This window comes from Micromonospora sp. NPDC049580 (assembly GCF_040675595.1).
In the GTDB taxonomy this organism is placed as follows: domain Bacteria; phylum Actinomycetota; class Actinomycetes; order Mycobacteriales; family Micromonosporaceae; genus Micromonospora.
On the sequence record NZ_JBFAPG010000163.1, the window covers coordinates 1 to 11,748 of the forward strand.

An 11,748-nucleotide genomic window follows, 5' to 3' on the forward strand; every position below is an offset into this window, starting at 1 on the left:
CCCCCCCCCGCCCCCACCCCCCCCCGGGGGGGGCGGCCCCCCCCCCGGGGGGGGGGTCCGCACCCCCCGTGTTTTATCGTCGGGGGGCCCCACCCCCGCGGGCGCCCCCCCAACCCCCCCGCCCCGCGTCCCGCTGCGACAACCGGCCGGGCGTCCCGGCCGAACAGGCTGAGCCGACGGCTCAGCCCCGGGCCGCGCCGAGCTGGCCGGACCAGCGGCGGAACAGGGTGTGTGGCACGCCGAGCGCGTCCAGCACCTTGCCGGCCACGAAGTCGACCAGTTGCTGCGCGCTGGCCGCCGCGCCCGCGCCGTAGAAGCCGGGGCTGGCCGGCAGCACCACCGCCCCGGCGTCGTGCAACGCGAGGAGATGCTCCAGGTGACTGCGGGTCACCGGCGTCTCCCGGGGCACCACCACCACCGGTCGGCGCTCCTTGAGGTTGACCTCGGCGGCGCGTTGCAGCAGGTCCTTGGAGAGCCCGATCGCGATGCCCGCGCAGGCCGCCGTGCTCGCGGGCACGACCGCCATTCCGCGTACCCGGTAGGAGCCGCTGCTGGGCCCGGCGGCCAGGTCACCCGCCGGCCAGTGCCGTACGTCCGCGTCGGTCAGGTCCCGGCCGAGCCAGGCGGCGAGGTCCTCGGCCCAGTGCGCGTCGCGGAACGACCGGCCGGTCTCGTCGAGCACGGTGAGCCGTGCCGCCCGGGACACGATGAGGTCCACCGGCTCGCCCGCGTCGAGGAGCCCGCCGACGACGGCCGCCGCGTACGGCGTGCCGGAGGCTCCGGAGACCCCGACCACCCATGGTTCCCGCATACCCTCAGCCTGCCTGGTCGGCGTCGCACGCCGGTGGGCACCCCCGCGATCCGGTCGACGCGAGCCGTCCGAGATGTCCGGGCGGGTCTCTGCTCGTCCCGCCGACCTGACATGCTGCCGGTGGCGATTCGCACCGGGAGCAGATCGCGCGGGAGGCATCGGTGACGACCGGCGAGGTCCTCTGGGCGCTGCGCGCCGAATGCCCGATTCCGGCCCGGTCTTCGCCGCACGCGGACCGGGTCCAGCAGTGGCTGCTCGGTCTGCTGCCCGAGCTGGGGCTGCCGCTGGACGACGCCGCGCTGCACCGGCTGGCCCGGGGCGGCTTCGCCCGGTACGCGGGGCGGCTCTACCCGGACGCCAGCGAAGCCGACCTGCGGGTGCTGACCGCCCTCTTCACCTGGTTCTTCCTCGTCGACGACGCGTGCGACGGGCCGAACCGGCTCGATCCGGCGCAGATCCGGGCGCTGCGCGACGGGACGCTGGCACTGCTGCACGACGGCCCCCGGCTCCGGCACGGCGGCCTGACCGGTCCGCTGCGGCGGCTGCTGGTGCTGGCCTGGCGGGAGCCGCGCCGCCGGATGCCGGCCCGGTGGCGGCAGCGCTTCGCCGACGCGGTGGCCCGGCACCTCGACGGCACCTGGCGGGAGGCGGTCAACAAGGAGGCCGGCCGCCGTCCCAGCGTCGGCGAGTACGTCGAGTTGCGGCGGGAAACCTCGGCGGCGGAGGTGTCGTACCCGCTGGTGGAGTTCGTCAGCGGCCGACCGCTGCCCGACGCGGTCTACCACCATCCGCTGCTGCGGCAGGTCGCGCGCACCGGCAACGACCTGCTCTCCTGGTACAACGACGTGGCCTCGCTGGACCGGGACCGGGCCACCTCGGGCGGGCACAACCTGGTCCTGGCCACGCAGGCCGAGCAGGGCGTGTCGGCGGCGGAGGCGGTCGACCGGGTGGCCGAGCGCTGGCGGGAGTCGATGCGACAGTTCGTGGCGCTCCGCGCCGCCGTGCCGTCGTTCGGGCCGGCGTTGGACGAGGCGGTCACCGACCATCTCGACGGGGTCGCGTACGCGGTGCGCGGCACCATCGACTGGACGCTGGAGAGCGCCCGCTACCCGACCAACGCCTAGGGGCGCAGGTCGAGGCGGATCACCAGGTCGAGCAGGGCGAACACGAACAGCGCGATGCCGACGAAGCCGTTGGCGGTGAAGAACGCCCGGTTGACCTTGCTGAGGTCGGTCGGGCTGACCACCAGGTGCTGGTAGCCGAACGCGACAGCGGTCAACGCCAGCCCGATCCACCAGAGCCAACCGAAGCCGACCAGCGCGCCGAACCAGATGAACAGCGCGAACGTCACCACGTGCGCGACGGTGGAGGCGTGCAGGGCGAAGCGCCGGCCGTACCGGGCGGGCACGCTGCGCACGCCGATCTCCTGGTCGATCTCGGAGTCCTGGCAGGCGTAGATCAGGTCGAAGCCGCCGATCCACAGGCCGACCGCCGCGCCGAGCAGCCAGGCCGGCCAGGAGCCGTCCAGGGTGCCGGTGACCGCGAGCCAGGCGCCGACCGGGCCGACCGCCTGAGCGATCGCGAGGATGGCGTGCGGCCAGTTGGTGAACCGCTTGCCGTACGGGTAGACGACCAGCGGCACCACGGCGAGCGGCGCCAGTACCAGGCAGAGGGGGTTGAGCAGCGCGGCGGCGGCGAGGAACACCACAAGCGCGACGGCCGCGCCGGTCCAGGCCGTCCGCACGCTCACGGCCCCGGTGACCAGTTCCCGTCCTGCGGTACGCGGGTTCCGGGCGTCGATGCGCCGGTCGAGGATCCGGTTGGCGGCCATCGCGAACGTCCGCGCGCCGACCATCGCCACGGTGATCAGCAGCAGGTCGAGCCACCGCACGTGCCCGCCGTTGACCTGCATGGCGGTCAGCGCCGACAGGTACGCGAACGGCAGCGCGAACACCGAGTGCTCGATCGCGACGAGCTTGAGGAAGGACTTGACCCGGCCCGGCTTCTCCACCGGTGCGTCGAGGACGGCCATCAGATCCCGTACTCCTTCCAGCGCTTGTCGACCAGGGCCGCGACTTCCGGGGCCATGGTCATCTCCTCCGGCCAACCGCGGGTGTAGCCCTCGGTGGGCAGCTTGCGGGTCGCGTCGACGCCGGCCTTGCCGCCCCAGAACTGCTGGTACGACGAGTGGTCGAGGTGGTCCACCGGACCCTCGGTCAGCAGCAGGTCACGGGCGTAGTCGACGTTGCCGAACGCGCGGAAGGCGACCTCGTTGTAGTCGTGTACGTCGCAGTCCTCGTCGACGATCACGATCAGCTTGGTGAGCGACATGAGGTGCGCGCCCCAGATCGCGTTCATCACCTTCTGCGCGTGCTTCGGGTAGCGCTTGCGAATGGAGACGATCGCGCAGTTGTGGAACACCCCGGCGGCCGGCAGGTCGTAGTCGACGATGTCCGGGATCATCAGCTTGAGCAGCGGCTGGAAGATCCGCTCGGTGGCCTTGCCGAGGCCGTGGTCCTCCTGCGGCGGCTTCGACGTGACGATCGAGTGGTAGACCGGATCGCGCTGCGTGGTCATCGTCTCGATGTGCAGCACCGGGAACGGCTCGACCGGCGTGTAGTAGCCGGTGTGGTCGCCGAACGGCCCCTCGGGCAGCCGCTCGCCGGGCTCCAGGTAGCCCTCCAGGACGATCTGCGCGTGCGCCGGCACCTGCAACGGGACGGTGAGGCAGTCGACCATCTCCACCCGCTCGCCCCGCAGGAACCCGGCGAACAGGTATTCGTCGATGTCGCCGGGAAGCGGCGCGCTGGCCGCGTACGAGACGACCGGGTCGCAACCGATGGCGATCGCGACCGGCAGGCGCTGGCCGAGCCGCTCGGCGACCGCGTGGTGCGCGGTCGAATCCTTGTGGATCTGCCAGTGCATGCCCAGCGTGTTGCGGCCGTGCTGCTGGAGCCGGTAGAGGCCCAGGTTGCGCTTGCCGGTCTCCGGGTGCTTGGTGTGGGTCAGCCCATAGTTGTGGAAGATCCCACCGTCGCCGGGCCAGACCTGCAACCCCGGCAGCCGGTTCAGGTCGACGTCGTCGCCGGAGTAGACGACCTCCTGGCAGGGCGCGGTCTTGACCTTGCGCGGCGGCACCGACTTGAGCTGCATGACCTTGCCCAGGCCCTCGCGGATGCCGGACCAGCCGACCGGCAGCTCCGGCTTGATCAACGCGCCGATCCGGGCGCCGACCTCGTCCAGCGAGTCGACGCCGAGGGCCATCGCCATCCGCTTCTCGGTGCCGAACAGGTTGATCGCCACCGGCATCTCGCCCCGGGTGGGGTGCTCGAAGAGCAGCGCCGGCCCACCGGCGCGCACCGTGCGGGTGACTACCTCGCTGATCTCCAGGGTCGGGTCGACGGGGACGTCGACCCGACGCAGCTCCCCCGCGCGCTCCAGCGCCGCGAGAAAGTCCTTGAGATCGGTGTACGGGAAGCCACGAGCCGCCATGACGCCCAGTCTCCCGCACCGGGTCCGGGGTGGCCCACAGCGGGTGCTGTGACACCCGCGACGGCCCGGGTCGACGGCTGTCCGCGGCTCCGGCGGGCGCGGCGCGGCCACCGGCCAGGTCGGCGCGGGCCACCGCCCAGCGACAGCTCCTGGACCGGCGGCGCGGTCGTTCGGCGCGGTCAGTCGGTGCGGGCCAGCTCGACGAACGCGCGCCACGCGGCCGGGCTGAAGGTCAGCACGCCGCCGTCGCGGTCCTTGGAATCGCGGACGTGCACCCGGCCGGGCAGGTTGTCGGCGACCTCGACGCAGGCGCCGGCGTCGTTGCCGCTCCGGGTGGATTTGTGCCAGCGGGCTCCGGTCAGATCCATGGCTTCACGATCTCCTCGAGCAGGTCGATGGACTGCTGCCGGGGCAGCGCGTCACTGCGCAGACTCTCCCGCCTTCCGAGCAGGGTCGCCACCTCGTTGTTCTCGCAACTGGGTGGCGACCCGCTCGACCTCCAACCAGGGCCGGAACCAGACCGGCTCACCGTCTCGCCGGCCCAGCTCGCGCAGCGAGACCAGCAGCCCACCGGTGTCGAGCACCTCGTCGGCCCGGGTCAGGTACGCCAGGTTGGGCACGGTCTGGCCCAACTCGACCGCCGACACCATGGAGGGCGAGTAGTGCGCCCGCTTGCCGTACTCCTCCTGACTCATGCCGGCCGCGAGCCGCGACCGGCGGAGCTGGTCCCGGGTGATCGCCACCGTCGACACCACTGGGGCCATTCGCCCGCCTCCCGCCGTGAATGAAGGACCACATCGATCCGCCTGCCGCAAGGTAGCGAACTCGCGACCCTGAGTCAGCATTCAACGGCCATATCGGGGTATCGCGAGTCTCAAAGCGGGCGGACGGAGGCAGCGATGGGGGCGGAGCGGATGCCGGCGGGGTTCACTGAGCAACAGGCGCGGATCGGCGAGATCACCCTGAACTACGTCCGGGGCGGCAGCGGCCCGCCACTGGTGCTGCTGCACGGCTACCCGCAGTGTTGGCACATGTGGCGGCACCTGCTGCCCGAGCTGGGACGCTCGTACGACGTGGTCGCGCCCGACCTGCGCGGCTTCGGGGACAGCGACGCCCCCGCTGGCGGGTACGACAAGAAGACGGTGGCCGCCGACCTGCACGGACTGCTCGACCAGCTCGGCCTGACCGCCGACCTGCGAGTGGTCGGGCACGACCTGGGAACGATGGTGGCGTACGCGTACGCCGCCGCCCATCCGGAGCGGGTGAGCCGGCTGGCGCTCACCGAGGCGCCGATTCCCGACGAGAGCATCTACACGTTCCCCGCGCTCACCGCGGCCGGGCCGGGGGTGTGGAACTTCGGCTTCTTCTCGATCGGCAACGGGCTCGCGGAGGAGCTGGTCCGCGGGCGGGAGTCGCTCTGGGTGGACCGGTTCACCGATGCCCTGATGGTGCGCAAGGGCAGCATGGCCGCGCCCGACATCGAGGAGTTCGCCCGCCATCTGCGCGACCCGGCGCACCTGACGGCCAGCTTCGCCTACTTCCGGGCGTTCGATCAGGACATCGTCGACAACGCGGCGTACCGGGCCACGAAGCTGACGATGCCGGTGCTGGCCGTCGGCGCGTCGGCCAGCCTCGGTGGACAGGTCGCCGAGCAGGTCCGCCGGTACGCCGACACGGTCCGCGGCGAAGTGATCGACGACTGCGGACACTGGCTGTACGAGGAACGCCCGGACGAGATGCTGGCCCTGCTGCGCGACTTCCTCGGTGCGGGCTGAGGGCCGCAGCCGCTGGTCAGCCCTGCGGGCGGCGGGTGATGCGGCGGTCAGGCGGCGGGCGCCCAGGCGTGGGCGGCCAGCGGCGGGTCGAGCGGCGCGCGGGTGAGCCGGTTGGCGAAGGCGGACATCGTGTACGCCCCGACGCCGAGCACCACCTCCAGCGCCTGCCGGGGCTGGTAGCCGGCCGCCAGGAAGGCTTCCAACTCCTCGTCGGGCACCGCGCCCTGGTGCCTGAGCACGGCCAGCGTGAACTGGCGCAGCGCCTCCAGTCGCGGCTCGGGCAGCTCCGTGCCGCCGCGCAACGCGGTGATCAGCGCGGTGCTCGCGCCGATCTCGGTGAGCTTGCCGGTGTGCAGGGCCACGCAGACGTGGCATTCGTGCGAGGTGGAGACGGTCAGGATGACCACCTCCCGCTCCACCGGCGCGAGGCTGGTCTGTTCGAAGCCCGCGCTGGCGGTGAGGAAGCCGCTGAGCAGCTGTGGCGACTCGGCCATCAGCGCCACCGGGGTGGGCAGCCAGCCGAACCGGCCGCGTACGCCCTCGACGGTCCGGCGGGCGGCGGTGGGTGCGGTCTCGGCGGTGTGGACGGTGAAGACGGACATGGTTACCTGCTTCCACGGCGTACGCCGTAAGATGGTCAACGTGGTTGACGAAATAGTAAACGTGGTTGTCGAACATGGCAACCGCTGATCCCGCCCGGCCCGGCTTCCAACTCCCGCTGTTGCTGCTGGCCGGCTTCCGCACCCTGATCGACGACCTGCACGCCGAACTGGCCCGGCAGGGGCATCCCGAGCTGCGCCCGTTGCACGGCTTCGTGTTGCAGGCCGTCGGGGTGCACGGCACCACCGCCACCGAGCTGGGGCAACGGCTGGGCATCTCCAAGCAGGCGGCCGGCAAGACGGTCGACCGGCTGGTCGCCGTCGGCTACCTGGAACGGGTCGACGATCCGTCCGACGCCCGCCGCCGGCTGGTCCGGGTGACGGAACACGGCGCCGACGGGCTACGCCGCTCGGCGGAGACCTTCGACCGGCTGCGCGAGCAGTGGGCCGAGGCCCTGGGCGAGGAACGGGTCGCCGCCCTGGAGGACGACCTGCGCACGATGGCCTCGGCCAACTGGTTCCGCCTGGACGTGCCGGGCTGGTTCGGCGGCTGACCCTGCTCCACACCGGATCGCCGACGTGGTGCGCGGGACGCCACCCCATCGGCGTGGGTCAAGCCCTGCGGGCACATCTCACCGGTCCTGGCCGAACGGCCGGACCCCGGCGCAGGCTGGGGGGCATGTCGGACGCGTACGTCGACGGCGACCCGGACGGGTTGTCGCCGCTGCTGGTCGAGCTGCGCGACACCATCGCCCGGGAGCTGCACGCGCAGGTGGCGCTGCGGGGCGAGCGGATCGGGCTGGCCGACCTGCCCGAGGTGTCCTATCAGGTCACCATCCAGGTCGAGCGGGCGTTGCGCCGCTGGCGACCCGGGCCGCCGCCACGCGGCGAGGCCCGTTCCGACGGTGTTCAGGCTCCGATCGACTGATCGAGAACTGTCACAGGCGATCTCTAGGATCAGGGGTGCCGGTCGGGTCGGGTCGCAGCAGCCCCGGCTTCTACCGACCGGCTCATCCCTCACCAAGGAGATCGATGAGATCTGTGCACGTTACGCGTGGCAGGCTCCTGCGCGGTCTGAGCGCGCTGGTCGTGGCCACCACGGCGGTCGGCGTGGTGGCCGGTCCCGCTGCGGCCGCTGACGACCCCGGTTGGGTCAGCGGCTGGCTGGGGGACCTGACGGTCGGCGGCCCCGGTGCTCCCGCCCGGACGGTGCCGCTCACCCTGACCAGCACCGGGGCCACCCAGCCCCGGGTGACCATCGACCTGGCCGGCCTGGCCGGCGTGGCCACCGCCAGCTTCCCCGACTGGTGCGTCACCGAGGCCACCTCGGTCACCTGCCCGATGCCACCGAACGCCGTCGACGACTTCGGCACGCTCACCGGCACCGTGCCGGTGGTGTTCCGGGCCGCTCCCGGTGCCGCCGACGGCGTGACCGGCACGCTCGACTACACGGCATTCGGCGAGCAGACCGAGGCGTACACCCAGCAGGCGACGATCACCGTGCGGTCCGGGCCCGACCTGCTCGACATGGTCGACGAGTACGTCTCCGGCGTCGAGGTGGGCGACACGCGCCCCGTCCCGGTGGCCGTGGTCAACGCCGGTGACCAGCCGACCGTGGACCTGCGGCTCACCATGCGCTTCCCGGTGGGCCTGGTCCCGGCGAGCTACCGCAACTGCCGGTACGGCACCGACCAGGTGCTCGCCACCGTGGCCGTCTGCACCGTGCGCGGCACCTTCGCGCCCGGCCAGCGGCACGAGCTGCGCGGCGGGCTCGCCACCACTGTCGGCCCGGCCACCCTCGGCGACAAGCGGATCACGCAGATCGTGGAGCCGCTGGCCAGCGCCGGGCCGCTGCCCAGTGGTGTGAAACTCGCGCGCCGCGAGGCCGACCAGGCACTGCGGCTGCGCGCGGTCGGGCGGCCGCTCGGCGTGATCCCGGTCGAGGTGACCGGCGCTGGCGGGCAGACCTACCTGCGGAACGTCCAGGGCGCCTTCGACATCGTCGCCGAGGGCGCAACCGTCACCGGGGCCGTCGGTGACACCGTCCGGGTCACGGTGGGCCTCCGCAACGAGGGCCCCGGTGTCCCGGACGCCACCAACTCCGGTGACGGCGTCGGCGCCTTCCTCTTCGTGCCGCCGGCCGGCACCACAGTGCTCGCCAACCCGTCGGGCTGCTGGCTCAACGGCGACGATGAGACCGCCGGAGACGCCCCGACGACCTGGTACTGCAACGGGCCGGGGGCCGTGTTCCCGGCCGGGACGAGCCACACGGTCACCTTCGACCTGCGCATCGACAGCCTCACCGGAGCCGCCGGCGAGGTGCAGCCGTACGGCCGCTACCCCCGGGTTGACGACGACCCGAGCAACGACATCGCCCCGGTGACCGTGAGCTGACCAGGGCAACGAAAGACGGCGGGCCGGTCACGGACGATTCCGTGGCCGGCCCGCGCGTCGTCGACCAGGGTCAGTTCAGCCCGCCGTACGAGTGCAGGCCGGTGAAGAAGATGTTCACGCCGAACAGGTTCATCAGCATGGTGAGGAAGCCGATCACCGCGATCCAGGTGGCCACGTTGCGCTTCACGCTGGGCGTGGCGCGAGCGTGCAGGTAGCCGGCGTAGACGACCCAGGAGATGAACGCCCAGGTCTCCTTCGGGTCCCAGCCCCACGGCCGGCCCCAGGCCGCCTCGGCCCAGATCGCGCCGGCGATGACCGCGAACGTGAAGATCGGGAACGCGAACGCGTGCAGCGCGAAGGTCAGCCGCTCCAGGCTGACCGCGCCGGGCAGCCGCTTCGCGAGGGTGTACGGGAAGCTCCGCTTGCCCTGCTCGTACCCGTTGCGCATCAGGAAGCCGACCGCCGGCACCGCGCCGAGCAGGAAGATGCCGGACGCGAAGACGATGGTCGAGACGTGGATGACGAACCAGTACGAGTTCAGGGCTGGCACCAGCGGCACGATCGGCACGTACAGGACCAGCTCGGCGGTGGCCACCAGCAGCACCATCACCAGGGTCAGGAACAGCCCGAGCTTGCGTAGCGCCGGCCGCTTCCAGAGCACCACGAGCCAGGCCGCCACCCCGATGAACGTCACCGTGAGCACGAACTCGTACATGTTGCCCCAGGGCATCCGGTCAGCGGCCAGACCCCGCGTGACCAGCGCCGCGAGGTGCAGCACGGCTGCCAACGCGGTGGCCCCCACCGCGACCAGGCCGGCGATCCGGGCCCGACGCGCCGCGCCGTCGGCCGTCGGCGGGACCGGCGCGGGCGGCTCCGGGATGACGCCACCGCCACCGCCGACCCCCGCCCCCACCAGCTCGCGGGCGGGCGACGCCACGGCGACCCGGGTACGCGCGTTGCCCAGCGCGTACTCGACGGCGTGACTGATCATCGCGATCAGGTACGTCAGGATCGCGAAGGTCACCAGATTGTCGGAGAGCGCGGACATCACTCGGTCCCTTCTCGCACGCCGGCCCGGTCGCTGGAGTCAGCGTCGGTGCCGGCCCGCTCGGCAGCCCCGTCGGCACCGCTCACGGCGGTGACGAGCTGGGCGAACTCGTCGGCGAACCCTGGATAGTCGGTGCGCGGCAACCCACCGGCCTCCATCAAGCTACTACCGCCCGTCGGAGATCCATCCGCCGGGTCGGCCGGTGCCACCCGGAAGAACACCCGGCGGCGCCTACCGAAAAGCGAGCCCATCAGCCCGACCAGCAGGGCGCCGCAGCTCACCAGCAGCGGCGTCGAGCCGGGGTCGTGCCGGACGGAGAGCGTCACGTACCGCTCGGTGCCCAGGAACTCGACGGTCGTGCCGTCGTCAAGCGTCCACTTCTCGCCCTTGCGCAGCAGCTTGCTGCCGATCTCCTTGACCTTGCCGTTGCGCACCTGCCGCTGGTCGAGCTGGTAGACCGAGCCGGGGATGCCGGCGTCCAGGCCGAGGTTGCCCCGGTAGGCGACCAGGTTCAGCGCCGGGTTGCGCTCGGTCGGGTACTCGGAGCGGACGAACGGGGCCTGCTGCGGCGCGGTGGGCAGGTAGATGCCGGTGAACGCCATCTGCTCACCCGGTGTCCGCTTGCCGGTGGCCGGGTCGACGTTCGCGTCCGGGAAGGCCGCCAGCCCCTCGCTGGTCAGGCCCATGTCGCCGGTGGTCAGGAACGGCTCGTCACTGACCTGGCTGTTGCCGAACCGGTCGGTGTAGCGGATCACCGGGGCGTACCCGTGGCCGAGCAGGTAGACGCTCGCGTCGGCGAGTCGCAGCGGTGAGTTCACCGAGAAGTCCGCGCTGCGGGTCGGCTCGTCCGGGCCGTCGACGGTCACCCGGGCGTTGAAGAACTCCGGCTGGCCGGACGGCAGGAACCGGGCCTGGAAGTCGTCCAGCCGCAGGCAGAAGCGCGGCAGGTCCGCGCTGTCGACGCGGGGGCCGAGCTTGGCCTCGGCGTACTGCTGGCGGGTGTTGCAGAACGCGTTGTCCGCGCCCGCCACGAGCAGGCGGTTGCCGCTCCAGCCGTACCACGAGCCGAGCGCGACACCGATCAGCACCGCGATCAGCGAGGTGTGGAACAGCAGGTTGCCGGTCTCCTTGAGGTAGCCCTTCTCGGCGGAGACCTCGTCGCCGCGGACCTCGACCCGCCAGCGTCGCTTGCGCAGCACCTCGGCGACGGCGGCCGCGCCACCGGCCGGGGCGGGCAGTACGGCGTGCTGCGGCAGTCGCGCCAGCTGCTTCGGCGCGGCCGGTGGCCGGGACCGCAGCGCCCGGACGTGGTCGCGCAGCCGGGGCGTGATGCAGCCGATCAGCGACGTGAACAGCAGCAGGTAGATCGCGGAGAACCAGACCGAACCGAAGACCTCGAACGCGCCGATCCGGTCCAGTCGGGGGGCCCAGTCCGGGTGGTCGGTGAAGTACTGGTTGACCTTCTCCGGGCTGATCCCCCGCTGCGGCAGCACCGAACCCGGGATCGCGGCGATGGCCAGCAGGAAGAGCAGGATCAGCGCCGTACGCATGCTGGTGAGCTGCCGCCACGAGTTGCGCAGCAGGGCCAGCAGCCGATTGGGCCGGCGCCGGGGCGCCGGAGCCACGGTC

The 11,748-nt window shown here is 72.2% G+C and carries 13 protein-coding genes; 5 read left to right on the top strand and 8 right to left on the bottom strand.

Features of this window, described 5'->3' with window-relative positions:
- Positions 1 to 181: 181 nt before the first annotated feature.
- On the bottom strand, positions 182 to 811 hold the full coding sequence (locus AB0J68_RS15680) for a UbiX family flavin prenyltransferase (RefSeq protein ID WP_354853801.1): 630 nt from the start codon (positions 809 to 811) through the stop codon (positions 182 to 184).
- 161 nt (positions 812 to 972) lie between these two features.
- Between AB0J68_RS15680 and AB0J68_RS15685 the strand changes: the two genes are divergently transcribed.
- Positions 973 to 1,935 carry a terpene synthase gene (locus AB0J68_RS15685; protein ID WP_354853798.1) on the top strand — a complete coding sequence of 321 codons (963 nt, stop codon included), beginning with the start codon at positions 973 to 975 and terminating at the stop codon, positions 1,933 to 1,935.
- Here the strand turns inward: AB0J68_RS15685 and mqnP are convergent.
- The 4 genes from mqnP to AB0J68_RS15705 all read right to left on the bottom strand — a co-directional run bounded on the left by mqnP (position 1,932) and on the right by AB0J68_RS15705 (position 5,067).
- A complete protein-coding gene (mqnP, locus tag AB0J68_RS15690; RefSeq protein WP_355134226.1) occupies positions 1,932 to 2,843 on the bottom strand; it encodes a menaquinone biosynthesis prenyltransferase MqnP in 912 nt (303 codons plus the stop codon). The two genes, AB0J68_RS15685 and mqnP, sit on opposite strands and share 4 nt — an antisense overlap.
- The gene (locus AB0J68_RS15695; RefSeq protein ID WP_363939059.1) at positions 2,843 to 4,303 is read right to left on the bottom strand and encodes a menaquinone biosynthesis decarboxylase; all 1,461 of its coding nucleotides are present in this window, start codon (positions 4,301 to 4,303) and stop codon (positions 2,843 to 2,845) included. Before AB0J68_RS15695 ends, mqnP begins: the two co-directional genes overlap by 1 nt.
- Positions 4,304 to 4,482: 179 nt before the next feature.
- On the bottom strand, positions 4,483 to 4,671 hold the full coding sequence (locus tag AB0J68_RS15700; RefSeq protein ID WP_139587116.1) for a DUF397 domain-containing protein: 189 nt from the start codon (positions 4,669 to 4,671) through the stop codon (positions 4,483 to 4,485).
- Positions 4,672 to 4,722: 51 nt separating this feature from the next.
- Positions 4,723 to 5,067 (bottom strand): helix-turn-helix transcriptional regulator, encoded by a 345-nt coding sequence (locus AB0J68_RS15705; RefSeq protein ID WP_363939060.1) that lies wholly within the window; start codon positions 5,065 to 5,067, stop codon positions 4,723 to 4,725.
- Positions 5,068 to 5,202: 135 nt separating this feature from the next.
- On the opposite strand from AB0J68_RS15705, the gene AB0J68_RS15710 reads away from it, so the two are divergent.
- Entirely contained in the window at positions 5,203 to 6,078 is an 876-nt protein-coding gene (locus AB0J68_RS15710) for an alpha/beta hydrolase (protein ID WP_363939062.1), read from the top strand.
- Positions 6,079 to 6,125: 47 nt separating this feature from the next.
- Here AB0J68_RS15710 and AB0J68_RS15715 read toward each other — a convergent pair whose 3' ends face one another.
- A complete protein-coding gene (locus AB0J68_RS15715; RefSeq protein WP_363939064.1) occupies positions 6,126 to 6,680 on the bottom strand; it encodes a carboxymuconolactone decarboxylase family protein in 555 nt (184 codons plus the stop codon).
- 74 nt (positions 6,681 to 6,754) lie between these two features.
- On the opposite strand from AB0J68_RS15715, the gene AB0J68_RS15720 reads away from it, so the two are divergent.
- The 3 genes from AB0J68_RS15720 (at position 6,755) to AB0J68_RS15730 (ending at position 9,071) form a co-directional block, all read left to right on the top strand.
- The gene (locus AB0J68_RS15720; protein WP_139587112.1) at positions 6,755 to 7,231 is read left to right on the top strand and encodes a MarR family winged helix-turn-helix transcriptional regulator; all 477 of its coding nucleotides are present in this window, start codon (positions 6,755 to 6,757) and stop codon (positions 7,229 to 7,231) included.
- Between the two features lie 125 nt (positions 7,232 to 7,356).
- Positions 7,357 to 7,605: a hypothetical protein gene (locus tag AB0J68_RS15725; RefSeq protein WP_355064754.1), complete on the top strand. Its 249-nt coding sequence runs from the start codon at positions 7,357 to 7,359 to the stop codon at positions 7,603 to 7,605.
- A gap of 104 nt (positions 7,606 to 7,709) precedes the next feature.
- Positions 7,710 to 9,071 (top strand): hypothetical protein, encoded by a 1,362-nt coding sequence (locus tag AB0J68_RS15730; RefSeq protein WP_354853778.1) that lies wholly within the window; start codon positions 7,710 to 7,712, stop codon positions 9,069 to 9,071.
- Between the two features lie 70 nt (positions 9,072 to 9,141).
- Here the strand turns inward: AB0J68_RS15730 and ccsB are convergent, their stop codons facing one another.
- Both ccsB and AB0J68_RS15740 read right to left on the bottom strand, forming a co-directional pair.
- Entirely contained in the window at positions 9,142 to 10,119 is a 978-nt protein-coding gene (gene ccsB, locus AB0J68_RS15735) for a c-type cytochrome biogenesis protein CcsB (protein WP_355064750.1), read from the bottom strand.
- Positions 10,119 to 11,744, bottom strand: coding sequence for a cytochrome c biogenesis protein ResB (locus AB0J68_RS15740; RefSeq protein ID WP_363939066.1), 1,626 nt, complete (start codon positions 11,742 to 11,744; stop codon positions 10,119 to 10,121). The genes ccsB and AB0J68_RS15740 overlap by 1 nt, the downstream gene beginning before the upstream one ends.
- Positions 11,745 to 11,748 lie beyond the last annotated feature (4 nt).

What these genes read in the sequence shown, in the direction of transcription:
- AB0J68_RS15680 (WP_354853801.1), bottom strand. Translation starts at nt 811, where the DNA reads ATGCGGGAACCATGGGTGGTCGGGGTCTCCGGAGCCTCCGGCACGCCG.
- mqnP (WP_355134226.1), bottom strand. Translation starts at nt 2,843, where the DNA reads ATGGCCGTCCTCGACGCACCGGTGGAGAAGCCGGGCCGGGTCAAGTCC.
- AB0J68_RS15695 (WP_363939059.1), bottom strand. Translation starts at nt 4,303, where the DNA reads ATGGCGGCTCGTGGCTTCCCGTACACCGATCTCAAGGACTTTCTCGCG.
- AB0J68_RS15700 (WP_139587116.1), bottom strand. Translation starts at nt 4,671, where the DNA reads ATGGATCTGACCGGAGCCCGCTGGCACAAATCCACCCGGAGCGGCAAC.
- AB0J68_RS15705 (WP_363939060.1), bottom strand. Translation starts at nt 5,067, where the DNA reads ATGGCCCCAGTGGTGTCGACGGTGGCGATCACCCGGGACCAGCTCCGC.
- AB0J68_RS15710 (WP_363939062.1), top strand. Translation starts at nt 5,203, where the DNA reads ATGGGGGCGGAGCGGATGCCGGCGGGGTTCACTGAGCAACAGGCGCGG.
- AB0J68_RS15715 (WP_363939064.1), bottom strand. Translation starts at nt 6,680, where the DNA reads ATGTCCGTCTTCACCGTCCACACCGCCGAGACCGCACCCACCGCCGCC.
- AB0J68_RS15720 (WP_139587112.1), top strand. Translation starts at nt 6,755, where the DNA reads ATGGCAACCGCTGATCCCGCCCGGCCCGGCTTCCAACTCCCGCTGTTG.
- AB0J68_RS15725 (WP_355064754.1), top strand. Translation starts at nt 7,357, where the DNA reads ATGTCGGACGCGTACGTCGACGGCGACCCGGACGGGTTGTCGCCGCTG.
- AB0J68_RS15730 (WP_354853778.1), top strand. Translation starts at nt 7,710, where the DNA reads ATGAGATCTGTGCACGTTACGCGTGGCAGGCTCCTGCGCGGTCTGAGC.
- ccsB (WP_355064750.1), bottom strand. Translation starts at nt 10,119, where the DNA reads ATGTCCGCGCTCTCCGACAATCTGGTGACCTTCGCGATCCTGACGTAC.